This is a genomic window from Pseudomonas sp. AD21, from assembly GCF_002878485.1.
Lineage (GTDB): Bacteria > Pseudomonadota > Gammaproteobacteria > Pseudomonadales > Pseudomonadaceae > Aquipseudomonas.
Genome location: NZ_NQYG01000001.1, coordinates 76,737 through 101,659 on the forward strand (window position 1 = coordinate 76,737; position 24,923 = coordinate 101,659).

Annotated in this window: 21 protein-coding genes; 13 read left to right on the forward strand and 8 right to left on the reverse strand. The window is 60.8% G+C overall.

The genetic code is table 11. The annotated features are described in order from the left end of the window. Nucleotides 1–8: 8 nt before the first annotated feature. The 8 genes from PseAD21_RS00345 to PseAD21_RS00380 all read left to right on the forward strand — a co-directional run bounded on the left by PseAD21_RS00345 (nt 9) and on the right by PseAD21_RS00380 (nt 11,346). Complete coding sequence (locus PseAD21_RS00345) at nt 9–323, forward strand: YqjD family protein (RefSeq protein WP_102354009.1); 315 nt, start codon at nt 9–11, stop codon at nt 321–323. 2 nt (nt 324–325) lie between these two features. Next, a complete protein-coding gene (locus PseAD21_RS00350) occupies nt 326–712 on the forward strand; it encodes a phage holin family protein (protein WP_102354010.1) in 387 nt (128 codons plus the stop codon). Continuing rightward, complete coding sequence (locus PseAD21_RS00355) at nt 709–1,047, forward strand: hypothetical protein (protein ID WP_102354011.1); 339 nt, start codon at nt 709–711, stop codon at nt 1,045–1,047. Before PseAD21_RS00350 ends, PseAD21_RS00355 begins: the two co-directional genes overlap by 4 nt. A 125-nt stretch (nt 1,048–1,172) precedes the next feature. Then, nucleotides 1,173–2,336, forward strand: coding sequence for an EAL domain-containing protein (locus PseAD21_RS00360; protein WP_102354012.1), 1,164 nt, complete (start codon nt 1,173–1,175; stop codon nt 2,334–2,336). A gap of 76 nt (nt 2,337–2,412) precedes the next feature. After that, nucleotides 2,413–3,741: a deoxyguanosinetriphosphate triphosphohydrolase gene (locus tag PseAD21_RS00365; RefSeq protein ID WP_102354013.1), complete on the forward strand. Its 1,329-nt coding sequence runs from the start codon at nt 2,413–2,415 to the stop codon at nt 3,739–3,741. A gap of 331 nt (nt 3,742–4,072) precedes the next feature. Beyond that, a complete protein-coding gene (locus PseAD21_RS00370; protein ID WP_102354014.1) occupies nt 4,073–4,699 on the forward strand; it encodes a response regulator transcription factor in 627 nt (208 codons plus the stop codon). Between the two features lie 8 nt (nt 4,700–4,707). Then, on the forward strand, nt 4,708–8,352 hold the full coding sequence (locus PseAD21_RS00375) for a transporter substrate-binding domain-containing protein (RefSeq protein ID WP_102354015.1): 3,645 nt from the start codon (nt 4,708–4,710) through the stop codon (nt 8,350–8,352). A gap of 48 nt (nt 8,353–8,400) precedes the next feature. After that, nucleotides 8,401–11,346 carry an HD domain-containing phosphohydrolase gene (locus PseAD21_RS00380; protein ID WP_102354016.1) on the forward strand — a complete coding sequence of 982 codons (2,946 nt, stop codon included), beginning with the start codon at nt 8,401–8,403 and terminating at the stop codon, nt 11,344–11,346. Here PseAD21_RS00380 and PseAD21_RS00385 read toward each other — a convergent pair whose 3' ends face one another. After that, the gene (locus PseAD21_RS00385) at nt 11,347–11,829 is read right to left on the reverse strand and encodes a GAF domain-containing protein (protein ID WP_102354017.1); all 483 of its coding nucleotides are present in this window, start codon (nt 11,827–11,829) and stop codon (nt 11,347–11,349) included. After that, the gene (locus tag PseAD21_RS00390; protein WP_102354018.1) at nt 11,826–12,716 is read right to left on the reverse strand and encodes an ATP-binding protein; all 891 of its coding nucleotides are present in this window, start codon (nt 12,714–12,716) and stop codon (nt 11,826–11,828) included. The genes PseAD21_RS00385 and PseAD21_RS00390 overlap by 4 nt, the downstream gene beginning before the upstream one ends. 166 nt (nt 12,717–12,882) lie before the next feature. Between PseAD21_RS00390 and PseAD21_RS00395 the strand changes: the two genes are divergently transcribed. Further along, nucleotides 12,883–15,204 carry a response regulator gene (locus PseAD21_RS00395; protein ID WP_102354019.1) on the forward strand — a complete coding sequence of 774 codons (2,322 nt, stop codon included), beginning with the start codon at nt 12,883–12,885 and terminating at the stop codon, nt 15,202–15,204. On the opposite strand, the gene PseAD21_RS00400 is transcribed toward PseAD21_RS00395, so the two are convergent. From PseAD21_RS00400 to msrB, 3 genes are all read right to left on the reverse strand, one after another. After that, nucleotides 15,188–15,649 carry a MarR family winged helix-turn-helix transcriptional regulator gene (locus PseAD21_RS00400; RefSeq protein ID WP_102354020.1) on the reverse strand — a complete coding sequence of 154 codons (462 nt, stop codon included), beginning with the start codon at nt 15,647–15,649 and terminating at the stop codon, nt 15,188–15,190. The genes PseAD21_RS00395 and PseAD21_RS00400 overlap by 17 nt on opposite strands. Next, a complete protein-coding gene (locus PseAD21_RS00405; RefSeq protein ID WP_102354021.1) occupies nt 15,646–16,131 on the reverse strand; it encodes a glutathione peroxidase in 486 nt (161 codons plus the stop codon). Before PseAD21_RS00405 ends, PseAD21_RS00400 begins: the two co-directional genes overlap by 4 nt. Before the next feature lie 101 nt (nt 16,132–16,232). Further along, the gene (gene msrB / locus PseAD21_RS00410) at nt 16,233–16,628 is read right to left on the reverse strand and encodes a peptide-methionine (R)-S-oxide reductase MsrB (RefSeq protein WP_102354022.1); all 396 of its coding nucleotides are present in this window, start codon (nt 16,626–16,628) and stop codon (nt 16,233–16,235) included. Nucleotides 16,629–16,851: 223 nt separating this feature from the next. On the opposite strand from msrB, the gene PseAD21_RS00415 reads away from it, so the two are divergent. Continuing rightward, nucleotides 16,852–18,063, forward strand: coding sequence for a pyridoxal phosphate-dependent aminotransferase (locus tag PseAD21_RS00415; RefSeq protein ID WP_102354023.1), 1,212 nt, complete (start codon nt 16,852–16,854; stop codon nt 18,061–18,063). A 304-nt stretch (nt 18,064–18,367) separates the two neighbouring features. Continuing rightward, the gene (gene htpX, locus PseAD21_RS00420) at nt 18,368–19,255 is read left to right on the forward strand and encodes a protease HtpX (protein WP_007964827.1); all 888 of its coding nucleotides are present in this window, start codon (nt 18,368–18,370) and stop codon (nt 19,253–19,255) included. Nucleotides 19,256–19,454: 199 nt separating this feature from the next. On the opposite strand, the gene PseAD21_RS00425 is transcribed toward htpX, so the two are convergent. Then, on the reverse strand, nt 19,455–20,111 hold the full coding sequence (locus tag PseAD21_RS00425) for a thiopurine S-methyltransferase (RefSeq protein WP_102354024.1): 657 nt from the start codon (nt 20,109–20,111) through the stop codon (nt 19,455–19,457). 103 nt (nt 20,112–20,214) lie between these two features. Here PseAD21_RS00425 and PseAD21_RS00430 point away from each other — a divergent pair, with 103 nt between their 5' ends. Further along, nucleotides 20,215–20,982 (forward strand): class III extradiol ring-cleavage dioxygenase, encoded by a 768-nt coding sequence (locus tag PseAD21_RS00430; protein WP_102354025.1) that lies wholly within the window; start codon nt 20,215–20,217, stop codon nt 20,980–20,982. Between the two features lie 117 nt (nt 20,983–21,099). On the opposite strand, the gene PseAD21_RS00435 is transcribed toward PseAD21_RS00430, so the two are convergent. Further along, nucleotides 21,100–22,773, reverse strand: coding sequence for a DEAD/DEAH box helicase (locus PseAD21_RS00435; RefSeq protein WP_008088238.1), 1,674 nt, complete (start codon nt 22,771–22,773; stop codon nt 21,100–21,102). Between the two features lie 422 nt (nt 22,774–23,195). On the opposite strand from PseAD21_RS00435, the gene PseAD21_RS00445 reads away from it, so the two are divergent. Continuing rightward, on the forward strand, nt 23,196–23,987 hold the full coding sequence (locus PseAD21_RS00445; protein WP_102354026.1) for a crotonase/enoyl-CoA hydratase family protein: 792 nt from the start codon (nt 23,196–23,198) through the stop codon (nt 23,985–23,987). Between the two features lie 108 nt (nt 23,988–24,095). Here PseAD21_RS00445 and PseAD21_RS00450 read toward each other — a convergent pair whose 3' ends face one another. Beyond that, nucleotides 24,096–24,851 carry a spermidine synthase gene (locus PseAD21_RS00450; protein ID WP_102354027.1) on the reverse strand — a complete coding sequence of 252 codons (756 nt, stop codon included), beginning with the start codon at nt 24,849–24,851 and terminating at the stop codon, nt 24,096–24,098. Nucleotides 24,852–24,923 lie beyond the last annotated feature (72 nt).

The window sequence follows — 24,923 nt, forward strand, 5'->3', positions numbered from 1 at the left end:
ATCCACCCATGCCCAGCATCAAGGCAAAGACCGCTCAAGAAATCCTGATGAACGACTTCCAGACTCTGGTCGCCGACACCGAACGGTTGCTCGAGCACACCGCGACGCTGGCGGGCGATCAGGCCGATGAGCTGCGCGAACAGATCCACGACAGCCTGCTGCGCGCCCGCGAAACCCTGAAGCTGACCGAAGACACTCTGCGTGATCGCGGCCAGGCCGCCGTCACCGCCACCGAAGACTACGTCTCGGCCAACCCTTGGCAGTCGGTGGGCATCGCCGCCGGGGTAGGATTTCTGATTGGCCTGCTGGCCACTCGGCGCTGATCATGTCGATCGGCGAATCCGGCCCGGGGTCGGGCACCACCTCCTCCACGCGGCGTCTGGGCGCCGCTGTTCTTGGTTTGCTGCACAGCCATGTCGAACTGTTCGGCATCGAGTTGCAGGAGCAGAAAGCACGCACCGTCAGCCTGTTGCTGTTTGCAGGTCTGGCGCTGGTGTTTGCGCTACTGTTGCTGGTCGGTCTGTCGACACTGGTGCTGATCGTGTTCTGGGACACCTACCGTCTCCCCGCCATCATCGGCCTGTGCGTGTTCTACACATTGGCGGCCGCTTTCTGTGGATTGCGTCTGAAGGCCGCGGTCTTCGATGAATCCTCGCCCTTCCACGGCACCCTGGAAGAGTTGGCCAACGATCGGGAGCGCCTGTTGCCATGAGCCTACCTGAACTGCCACACAACAGCTCGCGCCGGGAAATGCGCAAGGCGCTGATCCGCCTGCGCATGGAAATGCATCGCCAGGAAATCCGCCATGAAGCCGGACAAGTGCTGCAACCCCTGCAGCGCATGCGCGGCATGACGCAAAACCTGCAAGACGGTTTCGGCATCAAACACGCGCCGCTGTGGGGCGTGGCGGCGGTCACGCTGCTGGGTTTCATCACCGGCAAAGGCGCGAAAAGCGGTGGCGTCGGCGGTCTGACCCGGCTGATTCGTCTGGGCACCAGCCTCGGGCCGCTGATCAAACTGGTGATGCAAAGCTCAAGCAAACGCTGAGCCCGCGCATCTGGCTGCATTCTTGCAATACCCGCGGGATTGAACCGCTTTATCCGGAGGTTCAATCCCGCGCGCCTACCCGGTTGACGCGGTTCCCCCAGAACAAGAACGACTAAGGAGGCCCCGTGATCGACGGGCAACCGCTCGCCTGCTTTCAGCCTTTCATCGATACCGCCACCGGACGTATTGCCGGTGTCGAAGCGCTGGGACGCCTGCGCCAGGCTGACGGTCAACTGGCCTCGGTCGGCCCGCTGTTCGCCGACTCGCGCACACCCGCCATCGCCCTGCGGCGCCTCGACCGCCAGATCCGCGACAACGCCCTGAGCCGACTGCATGAAGCTCCCGCCGAGTGGTTTCTCAGCTTGAACATGTCGCCGCGCTGGATCAGTCGCCTGCGCGCGGATCAGCCCCTGCCCAGCTTCAAGCAGATGCTGCGCCACGGCGTCGATCCGCAACGCATCGTTTTCGAGATCACTGAACTGGGCGGCAACAGTCAGCGCCTGGCCGAAGTGGTCGCTCGTTATCGCGAGGCTGGTGCACGGATCGCCATCGATGATTTTGGTGCCGGTTATTCGCAGCTTGATCGGGTGCTGGCCTTGCAGCCGGACATTCTCAAACTCGACATGCGCCTGTTTCAGGCCGCAGCGTTGGGCGGGCCGAGCAGTGACGTGGTCAAGGCTCTCGCGCAAATGGCCGAGAAGACCGGTTGCTGGATCATTGCCGAAGGCGTGGAAACCGAGGCACAACTCAATTTCGCTCTGGAATGCGGGTCGCGTTACGTCCAGGGCTTTTTGTTCGCCCGGGCGCAGGAAGCCTTCTATCCGACTGACGCCTTCGTGCAGCGCTTTGCTGAACTGCGCCAGCGTTATGTGCGCCAAAAACTGGCCGAACGTGGGCGCTTGATGCAGATGCGCCAGCAACTCGGCGAGCTGATGGCGATCCTCCAGGCCTGGGCTCAGGCCCACGCACCACTCAGTGCGCTGCCACAGCTGGATGCTTTTCCGTGGCTGCTGCGGTTCTATCAGTGTGATCGCCACGGCACGCAACTGACGCCGAACCTTGAGTGGCGCCAGAGCGCCTGGGTGGCCGACAACCGTTACCTGGGGCACAACTGGTCATGGCGCCCGTACTTCTATCATTTGCTGGCCGAAGGCTGGGAGGAGCGCCGCCTGACCCTGTCCAACACCTACCGCGATGCCACCAGTAACCAGTATTGCCTGACCGCCGGCCAGTTCTTCGATAACGGCGAACGACTGCTGCTGATCGATATTGATGCCGCGGGTCTGTAGTTCCGCTTGCAGCTCAGGGCCCGAACCGGGAAGCTAGGGCAACAGTCATCCCAGTCACCGACGGAGAGAACCAGCCTTGGATTGGCAGACCCTGCTCAACCGCGAACGCCTTGGAAAACCGCTGCACAGCCCACAAGAGCTTGGCCGCAGCCCGTTCCACAAAGACCATGACCGCATCATCTTCTCCGGCGCCTTCCGGCGTCTGGGACGCAAGACCCAGGTGCATCCGGTGTCGAGTAACGATCACATCCACACGCGCCTGACCCACTCGCTGGAAGTCAGCTGCGTGGGTCGTTCGCTGGGCATGCGCGTCGGTGAAACCTTGCGCAGCGCCCTGCCCGACTGGTGCGATCCCAGCGACCTGGGCATGGTGGTGCAGTCGGCCTGCCTGGCCCATGACATCGGCAATCCACCTTTCGGCCATTCCGGTGAAGACGCGATTCGTCACTGGTTCCAGCAGGCGGCCGGGCGCGGCTGGCTCGACGCAATGAGCGAAGCCGAGCGCGGAGACTTCCTCAATTTCGAAGGCAATGCGCAAGGCTTCCGGGTACTGACTCAACTTGAGTATCACCAGTTCGACGGCGGCCCCCGCCTCACCTACGCCACTCTCGGCACCTATCTGAAATACCCGTGGACGGCCCGCCACGCCGACTCGCTGGGTTACAAGAAACACAAGTTCGGCTGCTACCAGAGCGAACTGCCGCTGCTCGAGCAGATCGCCCACAAACTCGGCCTGCCACAGCTGGAAGACCAGCGCTGGGCGCGTCACCCGTTGGTGTACCTGATGGAGGCTGCCGACGACATTTGCTATGCGCTGATCGACCTCGAAGACGGCCTGGAAATGGAGCTGCTGGAGTACGCGGAAGTCGAATCGCTGCTGCTCGGTCTGGTGGGTGACGATCTGCCGGAAACCTATCGTCAGCTCGGCCCGCTGGATTCACGTCGGCGCAAACTGGCGATCCTGCGCGGCAAGGCCATCGAGCACCTGACCAATGCCGCCGCCCGGGCATTCGTCGAGCAACAGGATGCGCTGCTGGCCGGTACCCTGCACGGTGACCTCGTCGAACACATGCACGGCCCGGCCAAACGCTGCGTGCTGAATGCCAAGGACATCGCCCGCAAGAAAATTTTCCAGGACAAGCGCAAGACGCTGCACGAAATCGGCGCCTACACCACCCTGGAAATCCTCCTCAATGCCTTCTGCGGCGCAGCGCTGGAGCAACATGGCGGTCGCACGCCGTCGTTCAAGAGCCGGCGTATTCTCGATCTGCTGGGCAACAATGCCCCCGATCCCCACGGACCGCTGCACACTTCATTTCTGCGCATGATCGACTTCATCGCCGGGATGACCGACAGCTACGCCAGTGACATGGCGCTGGAAATGACCGGGCGCTCCAGTCACTGACAGTGACGCTTTGCTCGACCGGCCAGCACGACTGCCCGGTCGAGCGGCTTGCCAATTAAACTGGTTCTGCAGTGTTTGATAATCCATTGAACAACGAATAAAAACTCAAACCAGCACGCTGAATACGCGACACTCGCAAGCGACTTAAAACATCCAGATAAACAAACAACCGCAACACTTCCTTACGCGGCACAGAGTTTGATCGTAGTAGATTTCTCTTTAGTGTGTAGGACTTATCCTATATTGCCGCTAGAGCCATACGAGTTCATGCGGCCGCTCATTTTTCTGAGCTAAGGTGCGCGCTTTATTCGCGCACGTATGGGATTTGATTATGAACTCCGTTTTTATTGTCGATGATCACCCCGTCATCCGACTCGCCGTTCGAATGCTGCTCGAACATGAAGGTTACAAGGTTGTCGGCGAAACCGATAACGGGGTCGATGCCATGCAAATGGTCCGCGAATGCATGCCTGACCTGATCATCCTCGATATCAGCATCCCCAAACTCGACGGCCTGGAAGTCCTCGCACGCTTCAACGCCATGGGCACGCCGCTCAAGACTCTGGTACTGACCGCGCAATGCCCTACGCTGTTCGGTATTCGCTGCATGCAGTCCGGCGCATCCGGTTATGTATGCAAGGAAGAAGATCTGAGCGAACTGGTGAGCGCCATCAAGGCTGTTCTTTCCGGTTACAACTATTTCCCCAGTCAGGCATTGAATCCGGTACGCAGCGATGACGCGCGTTATGCCGAACTGGAATTGTTCAAGTCTGTCAATGACCGCGAACTTATGGTCTTGCAGTTATTTGCACAAGGTCGCACCAACAAGGAAATTGCCAAGGGCATGTTTCTCAGTAACAAGACCGTCAGCACCTACAAAAAACGCCTGATGCAAAAACTCAAAGCCAGATCCCTGGTGGAACTTATCGAGATGGCCAAACGCAACGCGCTAGTGTGAGAGCCTGAATGCCCAGTCGTTTAAAGATCTATCTCGCTGGATTGTGCGCGAGCCTGTGCCTGACGAATCAGGTAAATGCCGAACTCGTTACGGCTCAAGATTACGTGCTGCGCAGCCGTTCGGGTCACGAAACGCTGTCCGTGTCCCTGGAACCGGCGCAACGCCAGTGGTTGCAGACTCGCAGCGAACTGGTACTGGGCACCTCCGCACCGGATTATCCGCCCTTCGACATGACCGCCAGCGGTCGCGATTACGAAGGCTTCACCGCCGACTACGCCGGCCTCCTAGGTCGGGCCATCGATCGGCCGATCCGGGTCATGCGTTTTGCCTCACGGGACGCGGCCCTGCGAGCGCTGGTAACAGGTCAGGTCGACATGCTCGGTACCGCCAACGGTTTCGAAGCGAGCAACGCAAAGGTCCTGCTTTCCATCCCCTACGCTATCGATCAGCCGGTACTGGTCACGCGCGAAGGCGAGACCCGCACACTCACCGAAGGCCTGGCCGGACTGCGGCTGAGCATGGTCTATCACTATTTGCCGCAGGATGAGGTCAAGGCGTTGTACCCCAAAGCCATCCTGACGTCTTACCCCTCTTATCAAAACGCGATCAACGCGGTGGCTTTCGATCAGGCCGACGTGTTTCTCGGCGACACCATCTCCACCCACTACATGATCAACAAGGGCTATCTGAATAACATCCGCATGGCCAATTTCGGCAAACAGGAAGCCCACGGTTTCAGCTTTGCCGTGCGTGCAGACAACTCGCAACTCCTGACCATCATCAACACCGTGCTCCGGGCCGTTCCGGCCAGCGAACGGGACAGCATCGCCAAACGCTGGAGCGCCGGCAGCGACATTCTGTTGACCGACCAGAAGCTGCAATTGACCCATCATGAAGAGCAGTGGCTCAAGCAACATCCGGTGCTGCGTGTCGTGGTGAACGAAGCGTTCGCCCCGATGACCTTTTTTGACAGCGACGGCAATCTGCGGGGCATCACCGCCGACCTGCTCGAATTGCTGCGCCTGCGCACCGGCATGCGTTTCGAACTGGTGCGCAGCCGCAGCGACGGCGACATGATCGAGCAGATCAATCAGCATCAGGCCGATCTGATCGCCGCGTTGCTCCCCAGCCCCCAACGCGAAAAGACGCTGCAATTCAGTCGGCCCTATCTGGAAAACTCGTTTGTCCTGCTGACTCGCAAAGCCGCCGACAGCCCGACGCATCCGACCCAGCTCAAGGACAAGTACCTGGCAATTGCTCAAGGCAATCCCATGGCCGATTACCTGCGCCGCGAGTTCCCCAATATTCACCTGACCGAAACCGCCGACACCTTTGGTGCCGCGACCCTGCTCGCCGAAGGCAAGGCCGATGGCGCCGTCACCTCGCTGGTGATCGCCAACTATCTGATTGCATCGCGGGTCTTCGAACACCCGTTGCAGATCACCACCACCCTGGGCACCCGCCAGGCTGCCTTTTCACTGGCCACCGCCCGCGACAACACCGAACTGGGGTCGATCCTCGACAAGGCGCTGCTGAGCATCACCCCCGAGGAGCTGGGGGTCATCAACAGTCGCTGGCGTGGTTTTTCCAACGCTGCGCAAGGCAACTGGAATCACTATCAACGACTGTTCTACCAACTGATTGGCGCGGCGTGTTTGCTGTTGGTGCTGTCACTGTTGTGGAACGCCTACATGCGGCGCCAGATCAAGCAGCGCCAGGCGGCCGAGCGGGCCTTGAACGATCAGTTCGAATTCATGCGCTCGCTGGTCAACGGCACACCGCACCCGATCTACGTGCGTGACCGTCGTGGCCTGCTGCAAAGTTGCAACGACAGCTACCTGGAAGCCTTCAATGCCAAACGCGAAGACGTGATCGGTAAAAGTGTCATGCAAGGCACCCTGAGCAATGCCTTCGAAGCGCAGGCCTATCAGGCCGATTACCAGCGGGTGGTGGCCGAAGGCACGCCATTGGTGCTGGACCGACCGCTGCACATCGGTGGCAGGCGTCTGACGATCTATCACTGGATCCTGCCGTACCGCGACTCCAGCGGCGATGTGCAAGGGATCATTGGCGGCTGGATCGATATCAGCGAGCGCCGCCAACTGTTCGATGAGTTGCGCACGGCCAAGGAACAGGCGGACAACGCCAACCGCGCAAAAAGTACTTTTCTGGCGACCATGAGCCACGAAATCCGCACACCGATGAACGCCATCATCGGCATGCTTGAATTGACACTCAAGCGCATGACGCAGCAACACCCGGACCGCACATCCATCGAAACTGCCTACTGTTCGGCCAAGGAACTGCTGGGCCTGATCGGCGATATCCTCGATATTGCCCGGATCGAGTCCGGACGCCTGAGCCTGAGTCCGGAGCGGGTCAATCTGGTCGAAACGGTGACGTCGGTGGTCAGGATCTTCGATGGCCTGGCCCGCCAGAAAAACCTCGCCCTGCCGTTGACCGTCACCCCTCCGGGTCTGGAAGCCGATGTGGAGCTGGACCCGTTACGCTTCAAGCAAATCCTCTCCAACCTGATCAGCAATGCCATCAAATTCACCGAGCGCGGACAGGTGCGGGTCACGCTGGACGTACTGCCCAGAGGGGCTGGCAGTTGTTCGCTTGTTCAGTTGACGGTTCAGGACACCGGCGTCGGGATCAGCATCGAAGATCAACAGCGTCTGTTCGAACCTTTCGCCCAGGCCGAAAACGGCCGTCAGCAGGCCCGCAGTGGCGCGGGACTGGGACTGGTCATCAGCCGCAACCTCTGTGAAATGATGGGCGGCCAGTTGCAATTGAGCAGCCAGCCCGGGATCGGTACTCAGATCAGCCTGTCACTGCCGCTGCAAACGCTACCGTGCAAGGTGGCCACAACGAAATCCGAGCCACCGATCCGCGCATCCTTTACGCCGCTGAATATTCTGGTGGTCGACGATCACCCCGCCAATCGTCTGCTGATGTGCCAGCAACTGGAGTTTCTCGGACACCGCTTCAGCCTTGCCGAGGAAGGTCGAAGCGGGTTTGAAAAGTGGCAGGCCGGCGAATTCGACCTGGTGATTGCCGACTGCAACATGCCGCTGATGAACGGCTACGAACTGACTGCCGCCATCCGCCAGCAGGAACAGCGCACCGGGCGCCCCCCTTGTACCGTGCTGGGTTTCACTGCCAACGCGCAGCCTGAAGAAGTGCAGCGCTGCAAGCAGGCCGGCATGAACGATTGCCTGTTCAAACCCCTGAGCCTCAGCGCGCTGAGTCAGTGGGTCAACGGGTTGCAGCCCGTAACGCCAGAGCCCGCATTCAATCTCCAGGGTCTGCATCAGTTGACTGGCGGCAATCCGCTTCAGGCCCGGCGCCTGCTCAGCGAATTGCTCAAGAGCAGCCGTCTTGACCGCCAGGAACTGTTGGCCCTGGCCCCGCACAATGACCGTGAAGCATTGGCAGTGGTTGCACACAAGATCAAGGGGGCTGCGCGGATCGCCCAGGCCTCGCGCCTGATCGCCTGTTGCGATGCCCTCGAACAAGCCTGCACGCCAACGTCCCCCATCCCCGTCATCGTACGCTGTGTCCAGGCCACTGACTGCGCCATGGTCGAACTGGAGCAGGCACTGCAGCAACAACTGGAGTCGTTTGAAAAAAGCACAATGACCGAGCCTTAACTATGCTTGGACGCTGAGCAGTGTGTTTATCTCAATGGAGAGTCAGCAATGCCCAGCCCACTGCGCCCGGATCAACGCCGGTTCCCGTTGCACGTGCATATCAGCGTCATGTTCACCTTTCTGCTATTGCTGACGGGCATCGTGCTGGGCCTGTTCAATTATCGCCAGACCACCAAAGTCATCCTGTCGAGCAGCGAAAACCTGTTCAATCGCATTGAACAGGACGTGCGCCTGGACCTGCATGCCACTTACCAACCGATCCGGCATTTGCTGAGCCTGCTGGCGGTCAACCAGGCGGCCGAGGCGGCGGATCTGCAACAGCGTCTGGCACTGCTCAAGCCTTTCAGTCAGTCGCTCAAGGACAACACCGACCTCGCCTCACTGTATCTGGGGTATGGCAACGGCGACTTCTTCATGGTGCGCCCCTTGCGCACCAGCGCCCTGAAAACACTGCTCAAGGCGCCGCCGACAGCGGCCTACCAAGTCTGGAGCATCGAGCACGATGCCAGCGGCACCGCGTCTTCACAGTCGTTGTTCTTCGACGAAGCGTTGAACCCGCTCGGTCGTCAGGACAACCCCGATGATCGCTACGACCCGCGCACCCGCAACTGGTACAGCAACGCCCTGCAACAAGGCGATCAGATCACCACCGAACCCTACGTGTTTTTCTCCACGCACAACGTCGGTACCACCCTGGCCCGACGCAGCAGCGAAAGGACGGTGATCGGTGCGGATCTGACTCTGGCCGCGCTCTCGGCCACCTTGACCAAACACGTGGTCACCCCCTCCACCGAAATCGTGCTGTTCGATGCCGATGGCAATGCCGTGGCCTACCCGGACAGCAGCCGGCTGATTGTCGACGACAGCAGCGCACGCCTGGCCAAGGCCGCCGACCTGAGCCCGACTCTGCGTGCATTGCTGTCCTCGGCGCACCCGGACAAGCGACTCGACGTTGATGGACGCCACTGGATCGTTGCCCGCAGTAACCTGCAGGAAGGTGGGCCAAAAGGTCTGCAGATGGCCCTGCTGGTGCCAGAGGACGAGTTGCTCGCCGACGCTTACCGCATGCGCTGGCAAGGTGCGCTGATCACCTTGGCAACATTGTTGTTGTGCCTGCCGCTGGGCTGGCTGATTTCACGGATTCTGGTCAAGCCGCTGCATGCGCTGGTCAAGGAAGCCGACGCGATCCGCAGTTTCGATTTCAACTTTCCGGTCACCCGCCGCTCGCCAGTGCTGGAGGTCGACCAGTTGAGCGTGTCGATGGCCCGCATGAAGGACACGCTTGCCAGTTTCTTCCGCATCACCGACAGCCTGTGCGCCGAAACCCGCTTCGTCCCGCTGCTGCAACGGGTGCTGTTCGAAACGGTGCAGATCGCCCAGGCCCAGGCAGGCTTGATCTATTTGCGCGAAAGCGATGGCAACCGGATGGAGCCCTACGGACTGGTGATCGATGGCGTCTCGCAGGAGCCGGATGAGTTCAATGTGCTGGGCCAGGATCTGCTGGCGGGACAGGGGCCGGGGTGGTTCCAGCAGTTGGCGCATGCCGACAACGTGGTGACCGGCCTTGGCTTCGAACAGGCCGCGGATCTGCAGAAAGTGCTGCTGGCGATGCAGTCACCGCGTATCCACTTGATCGGTATTCGCCTGCGCAACCGGCACAACGAAACCATCGGCCTGTTGATTCTGCTGGTCAACGACAGCGGCACCACACAAGACCTGGAGAAACTGCGCCCGGATCGCATCGCCTTCCTCCAGGCAGTCTCCGGCGCCGCCGCGGTGAGCATCGAAAGCCAGCGCCTGCAGGCGAAACAGAAGCAGCTGCTCGACGCGTTCATCCAGTTGCTGGCCGGCGCCATCGACGCTAAGAGTCCGTACACCGGCGGCCACTGCCAGCGCGTACCCGAACTGACCCTGATGCTCGCGCAGGCCGCTGCCGCCAGTCAGGCGCCGGCCTTCCAGAGTTACCAACCCAAAGAAGATGATTGGGAGGCGCTGCACATCGCCGCCTGGCTGCACGATTGCGGCAAGGTCACGACGCCGGAATATGTCGTCGACAAAGCCACCAAACTGGAAACCCTCAACGACCGCATCCACGAAATCCGCACCCGCTTCGAGGTACTCAAACGCGATGCCTGGATCAGCTACTGGCAGGCGCTGGCCATGGGCGGCAACGAGGCGCAACTGGGCGAACGGCGTGACGCCACACTGACCGAGCTGGACGACGACTTTGCGTTTGTCGCCCGCAGCAATCTGGGTGGCGAGGCCATGGCGCCGGCCGATCTGCAGCGCCTTGAGCGCATCGCCGAACGCCGCTGGACGCGCACCCTCGATGATCGTCTGGGCGTGTCATGGGAGGAAAACCGCCGGCAGCAGCGAACCCCGGCACCGACGCTGCCAGCCAGCGAACCCCTGCTGGCGGACAAGCCCGAACACCTGATCGAGCGCGCCGACAGCGAGCTGATTCCGGAAGACAACCCGTGGGGGTTCAAGCTGGATGTACCGCGTTACAAATACAATCGCGGCGAACACTACAACCTGAGCATTGCCCGGGGCACGCTGACCCGCGAAGAGCGCTACATCATCAATCACCACATGGTGCAGACAATCCTGATGCTCAGCCACCTGCCCTTCCCCGGACACCTGGACAGCGTCGCGGAAATCGCCGGTGGGCATCACGAGAAGATGGACGGCAGCGGCTACCCCAAACGCCTGAAACGCGAAGACATGAGCCTGCCGGCGAGGATGATGGCGATTGCCGATATTTTCGAGGCACTGACTGCCGCTGACCGGCCGTACAAGAAGGCCAAAACCCTGAACGAGGCACTGGGGATCATGGCCACCATGTGCCGCGAGGCGCACATCGATGCCGAACTGTTTGGGCTGTTCATCAATGACGGGGTGTACATGCAGTACGCCGCGCGGTTTCTCGACCCACGGCAAATCGATGCGGTGGAACCGGCCAGCCTGTTGCGCAAGGCTGGCTTGAGCGCCTGATCAGCAGTCGGTCAGACGCAGGAAGATCGCCGCCAGATGCTCGATACCGGCCTGATCGTGCGCAGCGAAACGCGCCAGTTTCGGGCTGTCGAGATCGAGCACGCCGATCAGCCGACCGTCCTTGACCAGCGGCACCACCAGCTCGCTGTTCGAGGCGCTGTCGCAGGCGATGTGCCCGGGAAACGCATGCACATCTTCGACCCGCTGGGTCTGCAGGCTGGCTGCCGCCGCGCCACACACGCCTCGCCCGAATGGAATGCGCACGCAGGCGATCTGCCCCTGAAACGGGCCAAGCACCAGCTCCTCGTTGCGATTGAGGTAGAAGCCAGCCCAGTTCAGGTCATCGAGCTGGTTGAACAGGAACGCCGAAAACTGCGCGGCGTTGGCGATGAAATCGCGCTCGTCCGCCAGCAGCGACTCCAACTGCGCAGCCAACATGCCATAGCCTTCGAGCCCCTGGCCGCTGTGTTGCAAATCAATCATGCCTTGTGCTCCAGCAATTTCAGTCCCACCCAGTAACGGGCGAATTGGTACGCGCAACGTCCGTTGCGATTGCCGCGCCCGGTTGCCCAGCGCACGGCGAGGATATCCAGCGCTTCGTCACGCTGCCAGCTCAAGCCGGCCTTGGCCGCCAACTGGCCGATCCAGTGTTCGACGACGTTGAGAAAGTGTTCCTGGGTAAACGGATAGAACGACAGCCACAGGCCAAAACGATCCGACAGCGCGATCTTGTCTTCCACCGCTTCGCTGGGGTGCAGTTCACCGTCGACGCGTTTCCAGTTTTCGTTGTCGCTTTCCTTCTCCGGCACCAGATGGCGACGGTTGGACGTGGCGTACAGCAAGACGTTTTCCGGGGCCTGTTCGAGCGAGCCGTCGAGCACGCTCTTCAGCACGCGGTAATCGCCTTCGCCGGACTCGAACGACAGGTCATCGCAGAACAGCACGAAGCGCTGTGGCAGTTTGGCGATCTGCTCCACTACTCGCGGCAGGTCTGCCAGGTGGTCGCGCTCGATCTCGATCAGACGCAGACCGACCTTGGCGTGCTCGGCCAGCAACGCCCGCACCAGCGAGGATTTACCGGTACCGCGCGAACCCCAGAGCAGCGCGTGGTTGGCCGGCATGCCGTCGAGGAACTGTTGGGTGTTGCGCCCCAGTTGTTCCAGTTGCCGGTCGACACCGATCAGGTCGGACAGGCGCATGTCGAGGCTGACGTCCAGCGGCAGCAGAAACCCGCTGCGCCCGTCGCGCTGCCAGCGCGCCGCCAGGCAGGTGTTCCAGTCAATAACGGGACGCGGGGCCGGCAACAGCGGTTCGATCCGCGCCAGAACCGACTCGGCGCGTTCAAGAAAAGCATTCAATCGGGAATCCACGTCTTCTCCTCGGGCACGTTCAAAGTGATGATGGTGCTTCAGCGACGACAATCAGATCAACAATCCCCGATCAGGCCTTGTTACAAGGCGATTCGGGAACCTCGGTATCCATACATGATCGACTATGCTTGAGCAGCGAAGGGAAACGGAAGTGGTTCAACACCCCATGGATATCAAATTCACCCACCGGCTGTCTTACAAGCAAGCCAGATTCACTGTGCTGGTCGGGTTCATTCTGGGCACGCTGCTCAGCCTGCTGCAAATCGGCATCGATTATGCCAGCGAAGACGCCTCCATCAACCGTGAAATCCTGTCTTTGCTGGAAATCAGCCACAATCCGGCGTCGCGGATCGCCTACAACATCGACGCGGAACTGGCTCAGGAACTGACCCTGGGCCTGTTGCGTTCGCCGGCGATCATCTCGGCGCAACTGACCGACAACAATGGCAACGTTCTGGCCAACGTCAAACGCCCGGAGCTGCAGAGCGGCTATCGGGTGATCAGCGACTTCCTGTTCGGCGCCAAGCGCGAGTTCGAAGACCGCCTGTACCTCGACCACCTGCCCAACGAATCGCTGGGCATTCTGAGCCTTGAAGTCGACACTTACGCGTTCGGCAGCCGGTTCCTGCGTCGAGCAGAGATCACCCTGCTCAACGGGTTTGCCCGCAGCCTGATCCTTACCGGGATCCTGCTGGCATTGTTCTACGTGATGCTGACCAAACCACTGGTGCGGCTGATCCGCGAACTCAGCGGCCGCGACGCACGCAGTGCAGAGCCGACGATGCTGGAATGTCCGGCCGGACACGCCAACGACGAAATCGGCGAACTGGTCCGGGTTGCCAACCAGCAGTTCGACAACATTGCCACGGAAATCCAGCAACGGCGCAACGCCGAAAACCGCCTGACCGACTACCTGGGGCAACTGGAGCACATCGTCTCCGCGCGCACCGCCGAGCTCAAGGCGATCAACGCCCGGCTCAGCCAGTCCAACCAGGAGCTGGAAGTGGCCCGCAGCACCGCCCTGGACATGGCTGAAGCGCGTTCGGCGTTCCTCGCCAACATGAGCCACGAGATCCGCACCCCGCTCAACGGCTTGCTGGGCATGATCGCCCTCTCCCTCGACGGGCCACTGAATGCCGAGCAGCAACAACAGCTGTCGATTGCCCATGACTCGGGCAAGGTCCTGGTGGAATTGCTCAACGATATTCTCGACTTGTCCAAGTTCGATGCCGGGCAGCTGGAGCTCGAACACATCCCGTTCGACCTCGGCTCGCTGATTGAGGACACCGCCAACCTGTTGTCGCAGAACGCAGCGCCCAGCGTCGAGCTGACATGCCTGATCGACCCGCACTTCCCGGCATTGGTGCTGGGGGATCCGACCCGGGTGCGGCAGATCGTCAGCAATCTTTTGTCCAACGCCCTGAAGTTCACCCGGTTCGGCCGGGTCGATGTGCGTCTGTCCGCCCACAAGGACGGGGTGCGTATCGAAGTCTGCGACACCGGCATCGGGATCGCCCAGGAAGCCCAGGTGAAAATCTTCCAGCCGTTCACCCAGGCCGGTGCCGGCATTACCCGTCAGTACGGCGGCACCGGCCTCGGCCTGGCGCTGACCTACAACCTGTGCGAAGCCATGCAGGGCCGGCTGACCATCAGTTCCGAAGCCGGTTTCGGCAGTCAGTTCTGTGCCGAACTGCCGCTGCCGTGTCACACCCGCGCGATCGCACCGCCACCGCTGCACGGCAAGGTCCTGGCGATTACCGCCGCCAGCAGCGGGCTGGCGGAGTTGCTCAAGACCTTACTGCCAGTGTGGGGCGTGACCTATGAACAGCGTTCGATGGACGACCCGTTGCTGGGCCTGTCCCCTGACCTGGTGATCACCGATTGCCCGGAATGCCTGTTCAGTCTGCGCCCGACCCTCAGCGCACCGATCCTGGTGGTGACCGCTTATGGCAGCTTCATGCCCGGTGAAGAAGCCGCCGCGCTGGCCCCGCTGCAACAACAGGCCCGGCCGCTGGCGCGCAACGCGCTGTATCAGACCCTGCGGCGCATCCTGCTGGCCGACCTCACCACGATCAACGACGCACGCCTCGAGAGCCTGCCGGTTCAGCGACGCGGCAAGGTGTTGCTGGTGGAGGACAATCCGGTCAACCAACTGGTGGCCAAAGGCATGCTCGGCAAGCTGGGCTGCGACGTGGTGGTCGCCGCCCACGGCGCCGAAGCGCTTGATCAACTGGAGCACGATGAGTTCGATCTGGTGCTGATGGACTGCAACATGCCGGTGATGGACGGTTACGAAGCGAGCCGGCAGATCCGCCAGAGCGGGCGCTGGCCACATCTGCCGATCGTGGCGCTGACCGCCAACGCCATGTCCGAGGAGCGTGAGCGCTGCCGTGCCGCCGGCATGAGCGATTACCTGGCCAAGCCGTTCCGCCGCGAAGAGCTGGCGGCCCTGCTCGACCAGTGGATCCCGACTACGACAGCGCTTTGATCTGCCCCAGCAGGTGATCGAGACCGTTGCGCAAATCGTTGAGCCGATCGAGGTCTACCCCGCTGTCGCACAACAATCGGGCCTTGAGCGGCCCGACCTGCTCGCGCAGCGCCTGCCCTTGCGCTGTCAGGCTCAGGTGGACTTCACGTTCGTCGCGCGCCGAACGCCGGCGCTGCACCAACTGCAGTTGCTCGAGGCGCTTGAGCAATGGCGTCAGGGTGCCGGAATCCAGCACCAAGCGCTCGCCCAGCGCCTTGACCGTCGGTTGCTCCGGCGCACTGTCCTGCCATTCCCACAGCACCAGCATCGCCAGGTACTGCGGGTAGGTCAGGCCGAGCTGATCGAGCATCGGCTTGTAGGCACGAATCACCGCCCGGGACGCGGCGTACAACTTGAAACACAACTGGCTGTCGAGCTTCAGCGAATCGACGGGCAGGCTGTTCATTTGAGCAATGCTTCGATCTCGCTGGTCAGGTCCTGCGGCTTGGTGGCCGGAGCGAAACGCTTGACCAGTTGACCATCCTTGCCGATCAGGAACTTGGTGAAGTTCCACTTGATGCCTTGGGAGCCAAGCAGACCCGGGGCGCGCTTTTTCAACTGCACGAACAGCGGATGCGCGTCGGCACCGTTGACGTCGATCTTCTTGAACAACGGGAAACTCACGCCGTAGTTCAGCTCACAGAACTCGCTGATTGCGCCCTCGTTGCCCGGCTCCTGCTTGCCGAACTGATTGCACGGGAAGCCCAGCACCACCAGGCCCTGATCCTTGTAGGTCTGCCACAGTTCTTCCAGACCTTTGTATTGCGGGGTGAAACCGCATTTGCTGGCGGTATTGACCACCAGCACCGCCTTGCCGGCGTATTCGGCAAGGGTCTTTTGCTCACCCTTGATGTTCGTGACAGGGATATTCAGCAGGTTGTCGCTCATGGGTCGGCTCCGCGGGTTATCGGGAAAGACCAAACATAGCGAGCAATTAAATTGCGTGCAATTTAATTATCCGAAAGGCGACCCGCAGGTCGCCCGTTCGATTACTCGCGTGGCTCGAGATTCAGGCACACCGAGTTGATGCAATAACGCAGGCCGGTCGGTGGCGGACCGTCAGGGAACACGTGGCCCAGATGCGCATCGCAGCGGGCACACTTGACCTCGGTGCGAATCATGCCGTGGGTAGTATCACGGATCTCGGTCATGGCGCTTTCGCCAATCGGCGCGTAGAAGCTCGGCCAGCCGCAGCCGGAATCGAATTTGGTCCCGGAGTCGAACAGCGCTTCATTGCAGCAGACGCAGTGATAGACGCCATCGGTTTTGGTGGCGTTGTATTTACCGGAGAACGGGCGCTCGGTGGCACTGAGTCGGCAAACGTTGTACTGCTCGGGGTCGAGCATCGCACGCCATTCTTCCAGGGTTTTTTCCAACTTTTCCATCATCACACCTCAGTGGCTGAAAAAGCCCGATCTGTATCTTTTCCACGGATCGGGTGGCACGTATGATTGCGCCTCGTCACACGCCAGTCTGGCAGCCAGACCGGGCGCATTCAAACGGATTCTCGGCGCCACGGCGCAAGACTCCGCCTGTGCGAAGACGCAGGAATCCCAGCACGGTTGGCCATCCACCGTCTGGATCGTTCATTTTCGGGATCACATCGCCATGCAGTTCAGCAAATCGAACAAGCTCGCCAACGTCTGCTACGACATTCGCGGCCCGGTGCTCAAGCACGCCAAACGTCTGGAGGAGGAAGGCCAGCGCATCCTCAAGCTGAACATCGGCAACCCGGCACCGTTTGGTTTCGAGGCGCCGGACGAAATTCTCCAGGACGTGATCCGCAACCTGCCGACCGCCCAGGGCTACAGCGACTCCAAAGGTCTGTTCAGCGCCCGTAAAGCGGTGATGCAGTACTACCAGCAAAAAAATGTCGAAGGTGTCGGCATCGAAGACATCTACCTGGGCAACGGCGTGTCCGAACTGATCGTGATGTCGCTGCAGGCGCTGCTCAACAACGGTGACGAAGTGCTGGTGCCAGCGCCGGACTACCCGCTGTGGACCGCCGCCGTGAGCCTGGCCGGCGGTAACGCCGTGCATTATCTGTGCGACGAAGGTGCCGGCTGGTTCCCCGATCTGGACGACATCAAGGCCAAGATCACCCCGAACACCAAAGCCATGGTGATCATCAATCCGAACAACCCGACCGGCGCGGTGTATTCGAAGGAAGTGCTGCTGGGCATGCTGGAAATCGCCCGCGCGCACAACCTGGTGGTGTTCTCCGACGAGATCTACGACAAGATCCTCTACGACGACGCCGTGCACATCTGCACCGCTTCGCTGGCCCCGGACCTGCTGTGCCTGACCTTCAACGGTCTGTCCAAATCCTACCGCGTGGCCGGTTTCCGTTCGGGCTGGATCGCTATCTCCGGGCCGAAACACAATGCCCAGAGCTACATCGAAGGCATCGACATGCTGGCCAACATGCGCCTGTGTGCCAACGTGCCGAGTCAGCACGCGATCCAGACCGCCCTGGGCGGTTATCAGAGCATCAATGATCTGGTGCTGCCGCAGGGTCGCCTGCTGGAACAGCGCAACCGCACCTGGGAGTTGCTCAACGACATTCCGGGCGTGAGCTGCGTCAAGCCGATGGGCGCGCTGTACGCGTTCCCGAAGATCGACCCGAAGGTCTGCCCAATCCACAACGACGAGAAGTTCGTGCTTGACCTGCTGCTCTCCGAGAAGCTGCTGGTGGTGCAAGGCACAGCGTTCAACTGGCCGTGGCCGGATCACTTCCGGGTGGTCACCCTGCCGCGTGTCGACGACCTGGAGATGGCCATCGGACGCATCGGCAACTTCCTCAAATCCTACCGCCAGTAACCGGTCAACAGTGCGCAACGGCCCGAACGTTGCGCACTGTCTGATTCAGCAACACTTCTGCCCTCCCCGCCTCGCCGCGCCTTCTACACTTGCGATTCATGTGGCTTGCACGCATCTGACGTAATGCTGGCGGGTGGCGGCTGTCTGTCATCCCTTTCGGTTTCGCTCGTGGGGAATGACCTGCAGGCCACGGAATCCGCTGTAGGACACAGTTTGAAATAGTCACTCGGTTGAATCACCCGGTGCCGCACCTTATATACCCCGCAGTACGCTACATCTTTAGCTTGAGGAGATTTCTACAACCATGATGCGCATCCTGCTGTTTTTGGCCACTAACCTGGCGGTCGTGCTGATAGCCAGCATCACCCTGAGCCTGTTCGGCTTCAACGGGTTCATGGCGGCCAACGGGGTTGATCTCAACCTCAGTCAGCTGCTGGTTTTCTGTGCGGTCTTTGGTTTCGCCGGTTCGCTGTTCTCGCTGTTCATCTCCAAGTGGATGGCGAAGATGAGCACCAGCACCCAGATCATCAGCCAGCCACGTACCCGGCATGAGCAATGGCTGCTGCAAACCGTCGAGCAACTGTCCCGCGAAGCCGGGATCAAGATGCCCGAAGTCGGTATTTTCCCAGCCTACGAAGCAAACGCCTTCGCCACCGGCTGGAACAAGAACGACGCACTGGTTGCGGTCAGCCAGGGCCTGCTCGAGCGCTTTTCGCCGGACGAAGTGAAGGCCGTACTGGCCCACGAAATCGGTCACGTGGCCAACGGTGACATGGTCACCCTGGCACTGATCCAGGGCGTGGTGAACACCTTCGTGATGTTCTTTGCGCGGATCATCGGCAACTTCGTCGACAAGGTGATCTTCAAGAACGAAGAAGGCCAGGGCATCGCCTACTACGTGGCAACCATCTTCGCCGAACTGGTACTGGGCATCCTCGCCAGCGCCATCGTCATGTGGTTCTCGCGCAAACGCGAATTCCGTGCCGACGAAGCCGGCGCACGCCTGGCCGGTACCAACGCGATGATCGGCGCCCTGCAACGCCTGCGCGCCGAACAGGGCCTGCCGGTGCACATGCCGGACACCCTGAACGCCTTCGGCATCAACGGTGGCATCAAGCAGGGCTTTGCCCGCATGTTCATGAGCCACCCGCCGCTGGAAGAGCGTATTGACGCCCTGCGTCGTCGCGGTTGATCGGTTTGATGCAGTAAAGAAAAGGCCCGCAGCGATGCGGGCCTTTTTTATGCTCGGGATTATGCGGCGCCTGTTCTGGCCTCTTCGTGAGCAAGCCCCCTCCCACAGTGTTCTGTGGCGCCCACGCACTTCGCGACTCACCACGAATCATTGTAGGAGTGAGCCTGCTCGCGATAGGGCCGGCGCTGCCAGCAAAAATCTATCGAGCAGAAACGCGGTAAACCCGCTCCTCCAGCCGCGTCACACCCGCCTGAAGAAACTTCCAGCTCTCCCCCAGCACATCCTGCTCTTCCAGCTTCTGCACCTGCCAGACACCACCCAGCAAACGCTGCACCTCATCATCACCCACCGCAAACGGCGGCCCGGACATCTGCGCCTGATCGTAATCCAGCGTGATCAACAACCCTTGCACAGTCGGCGGCAGGATCCGCTGCAGCTGCGCCGCGTAACGCTCACGCATCGGGGGCGGCAAGGCAATCAGTGCCGCCCGGTCATACAGCGCCGCGCAATCGGCCACATCGTCTGCGGTCAATGCGAAGAAATCACCGCACCACAACTCGATGGCGTCAGCGTGATAGACCTTGAACGGCCCTTTGTCGCTGACCCGTGGCGTTACCTGATGCTCGTTGAAAAAGTCCTCGATGGCCTTCTGCGACAACTCAACCCCCAGCACCGGATGACCACGCCCGGCCAGCCACAGCAGATCCAGACTTTTGCCACACAACGGCACCAGCACTCGCGCCTGGGTCGGGAGGGTCAGTTGCGACCAATGGCGCTGCAGATACGGGTTCACTTCTGGCAAATGAAAGCCGATCTGATTGGATTCCCACTTCTTGTGCCAAAACTCAGGCTGCATGTATCCCTCCAATAAATTCGATCAAAAGGCGTTAAAACTTATATTAGATTTAGATCAATGATCTGACTGAAGATGAAGCCATCTTACCGCTCAGGAACCCATCATGTTTCCCAGCCTGTTTATTTCCCATGGCTCACCCATGCTTGCTCTGGAGCCAGGCGCCAGTGGCCCGGCCCTGAGGCGTCTGGCGGCCGAGCTGCCCCGACCGCAAGCCATCGTGATCGTCTCCGCACATTGGGAAAGCCACGATCTGGTGGTCAGCAGCCACCCGCAACCCGAAACCTGGCACGACTTCGGCGGCTTCCCGCGCGCCCTGTTCGACGTGCAATACCCGGCACCGGGCGATCCGCAACTGGCGGCCGAAGTCGCCCAATTGCTGCAAGCTGCCCATCTGCCAGCACGCCTCGATCCGCAACGACCGTTCGATCACGGCGTGTGGGTCCCGCTGTCACTGATGTATCCGCAGGCGGATATCCCGGTGGTGCAGGTGTCGCTGCCGAGTCGCGGCGGCCCAGCGCTGCAAACCCGTGTAGGGCAAGCGCTGGCGAGTCTGCGCGATCAGGGCATTTTGCTGATTGGCTCGGGCAGCATTACCCACAACCTGCGTGAACTGGACTGGCACGCCGGCCCGGAAAGCGTCGAGCCGTGGGCACGGGACTTCCGTGACTGGATGATCGAGAAGCTGGCGGCCGACGATGAGGCGGCACTGCACGATTATCGTCAGCAGGCGCCGAACGCGGTACGCAGCCATCCGAGTGACGAGCATTTGCTGCCGTTGTATTTTGCGCGCGGTGCCGGGGGGGAGTTCAGCGTGGCGCACCAGGGGTTCACCATGGGGGCGCTGGGTATGGATATTTATCGTTTCGGCTGACGCATTCGCGAGCAGGCTCGCTCCCACAGGGGGGGTGTGGCAACCCAAAAGGCAGGCAAAAAAATCCCCGAACCAGTCGGGGATTTTTTATGTTCGATCAATCAGCCCGGGGGCGGATCAATCTTCGCGGTAGCGACGCAGTTTCAGCTGCTTGCCAGCGACACGAGTGTCCTTCAGCTTGGTCAGGAGTTTGTCCAGACCATCTTCCGGCAGCTCGACGAGGCTGAAGCTGTCACGCACCTGGATGCGACCGATCGCTTCACGGGCCAGACCACCTTCGTTGAGGATGGCGCCCAGCAGGTTTTTCGCGGCGATACCGTCACGCGCACCCAGCGCGGTACGGCAACGGGCACGACCTTCGCCCAAAGGCATTGGTGCGCGACGCTCGCGGTCACCACGATCAGGACGATCACCGGTGCGCTCAGGACGGTCGCCACGCGGTGCGTTGTTCGGCACCAGTGGACGCTCCTTCTCGATCGCTGCCAGGTTCAGCGCTTGACCGTTGGTAGCCTTGCGCAGCAGAGCAGCAGCCAGAGCACGCGGAGTGCAGCCGATGTCTGCAGTCAGACGATCGAGCAGTTCGCCGTGAGTCGACTCGGCATCAGCGACCAGCGGCGACAGGCTGTTGGTCAGTTTCTTGATGCGTGCATCGAGAACAGCCTGGGCGTCCGGCAGACGAACTTCAGCCACTTTCTGACCGGTTACACGCTCGATCACTTGCAGCATGCGGCGCTCACGTGGAGTCACCAGCAGCAGTGCACGACCTTCGCGACCGGCACGGCCAGTACGGCCGATACGGTGAACGTAGGACTCTGGGTCGTACGGCATGTCAACGTTGAACACGTGAGTGATGCGCGGAACGTCCAGACCACGAGCAGCAACGTCGGTCGCCACAACGATGTCCAGACGGCCATCTTTCAGCGAGTCGATAACGCGCTCACGCTGGTTCTGGGCGATGTCACCGTTCAGCGCCGCGGCTTTGTAGCCTTTGGCGTCGAGGGCGCTGGCCAGATCCAGGGTCGCTTGCTTGGTGCGTACGAACATGATCAGCGCGTCGAAGTCTTCCACTTCCAGCAAGCTGAGAACCGCCGAAGTCTTCTGGTCAGCGTGAACCAACAGGTGAGCCTGTTCGATCGCGGTAACGGTCTGGGTCTTGGTCTGGATCTTCACGTGTTGCGGATCGCGCAGGTGGCGTTCGGCAATGGCGCGGATCGACTGCGGCAGGGTAGCCGAGAACAAAACGGTCTGACGGGTCGCTGGCAGAGCCTTGAAGATGACTTCAAGGTCATCCATGAAGCCCAGCTTCAACATTTCGTCAGCTTCGTCGAGAACCAGGTGGTTCACGGTCGACAGAACTTTCTCGTCACGACGCAGGTGGTCGCACAGACGGCCCGGAGTGGCGACAACGATCTGTGCGCCATTACGGATTGCTTTCAGTTGCGGGCCCATCGGCGCGCCGCCGTAAACGGCGACAACGGTGACGCCAGGCATTTGCTTGGCGTAGGTTTCAAAAGCGGTTGCTACTTGCAGCGCCAACTCTCGAGTTGGCGCCAGGATCAGGGCTTGCGGTTCGCGCTTGGCAGGATCGATGCGGTGCAGAATAGGCAGTGCGAACGCGGCGGTTTTACCGGTACCGGTTTGCGCCTGGCCAATCATGTCCTGGCCGGCCATGATGATCGGGATCGATTGCTGCTGAATCGCCGAAGGCTCTTCGTAGCCGGTCGCTGCGACGGCTGCAAGAATATTCGGGTTAAGATTAAAAGCGGCGAATCCGCCGGTTTCCTGGGTCATGGGTCTGCCTCTAAGTGCATCCGCAAAGACCCATGCTCCAAAGCTGCGCATGCCGTGTTGAGACTCAAGAGTCGCCCTGGCAGCTTTGTCGGCGGGGATTTGCGAAAACGAATGAATGAAAAAAAGAATCGTCCGGGAAGAGCCCGCAATGCGGACGTGCAGCCGAAGCTGACTTCGGGAAATTGCGCTACCTAAACGCGGCCCGGTTAAAGGCCGGCGCGCACTATACCGGATTTTGCCCAAAAAGGGAGCTTTTTTTATCGTCTGAATCCGTGTGTCACCGCGGTGTAACGGGGTTTTGCGGATAATCGTGCGAAGGTCTATTTTTCAAAGGCCCGGCCCTGCGAGCGATGACGCTTAAACGATTCACCGATGTGCGGCATACCGTCGCTGCACCCGCCCTTCCCGCCCGAGGATTTCCCATGAATCAGCCCTGCCCCGGCCGCGTCAGCCGTGAACGTCGTGGTCATGTCCACCTGATCGGCCTCGACCGGGCCGCCAAACGCAACGCGTTCGACCTCGACCTGCTCAACGAGCTGAGCCTGGCCTACGGTGAATTCGAGGCCGACAGCGAGGCGCGGGTGGCCGTTGTATTCGGGCATGGCGAGCACTTTACCGCCGGTCTGGATTTGGTGAATGCAAGTTCTGCGCTCGCCGAGGGCTGGCAGGTTCCGACCGGTGGTTGCGACCCGTGGGGCGTTTTCGTCGGGCCACGGGTCAGCAAACCGGTGATTGTCGCCGCGCAGGGTTACTGCCTGACCATCGGTATCGAGTTGATGCTCGCAGCGGATATCAACCTGTGCGCGAGCAATACCCGCTTCGCGCAGATGGAAGTGCAACGTGGGATTTTTCCGTTTGGTGGCGCGACGTTACGTTTTCAACAAATCGCCGGCTGGGGCAATGCAATGCGCTGGTTGCTGACCGGCGATGAGTTTGATGCGCACGATGCGTTGCACCTGGGATTGGTACAGGAAGTGATGGCCAGTGAGGATCTGTTGCCCCGGGCGATTGAATTGGCTGAGCGGATTGCCCGGCAGGCCCCGTTGGGCGTGCAGGCGACATTGATGTCAGCGCGGCAGGCAAGGTATGAGGGTGAGACAGCGGCGGCGCAAGGGTTGCCGGCGCTGGTGAAGAAGTTGTTGGCGAGTGAAGATGCGAAGGAAGGGGTGCGCTCGTTGGTGGAGCGGCGACCTGGCATTTTCAAAGGGATCTGAAATATTTGCTGGTTATAAGGTCCTCTTCGCGAGCAGGCTCGCTCCCACAGGGAAAATGCATTCCAATGTGGGAGCGAGCCTGCTCGCGAAGGGGCCGTCACTGACGACTCAAGTCGCCGGGCGAATCGCGTTGATCAACGACTGCAACGAGTACCCCAACTTCGGCGCCAGCGCTTCAGCACGGGCCGTCAGAGCCTGCATGTCCAGCGCCTGATCGAGATCCGCCGGCACAATCAGAATCACATTGCCCTCCTTCACCGGCAGCTCCCAGTAATGTCGGTGGTAGAGCCCGCGCAACAACGCGGCACCCAGTGGTTTGCCGTCATCGGTGGCCCACTGGTTGATCACCAGCCAGCCGCCCGGATTCAGGCGTTTCTGACAGTCACCGAGGAAACTCCAGGCCAGATGCCCGACACCTGGACCGACATCAGTGTACAGGTCGACAAAGATCAGATCCGCAGGCTCGGCCGTCGGCAGCAGTTCCAGCGCATCGCCGACGCGAATATAGAGGCGCGGATCGTCATCCAGCCCGAGGTATTCGATGGCCAGCCGTGGTACATCAGGGCGCAGTTCGATGGCTTCGACGTCTTCCAGCGGCAGGAACTTGAGGCAGGCCTGGGTCAGCGTGCCGGCACCGAGGCCGAGAAACAACGCACTCTCCGGCTGTTCATGGCACAACGCACCGATCAGCATCGCCCGGGTGTAGTCGTATTCCAGCCAGCTCGGATCGGCGGTAAACACGCAGCTCTGCTCGATCGCATCGCCGAACTCCAGAAAGCGGTAATCGGCCACTTCCAGCACGCGAATCACGCCGTACTCATCCTGTACCTCGGCGAGCAACAGCTCGACGCGCTCCTCAGTCATTTCGTCTCCTGATGGTCACCGGGCGCGGTGACGCGATGGCACCGCTCAGGCGCCGTGGCAAAGCGGCGATTG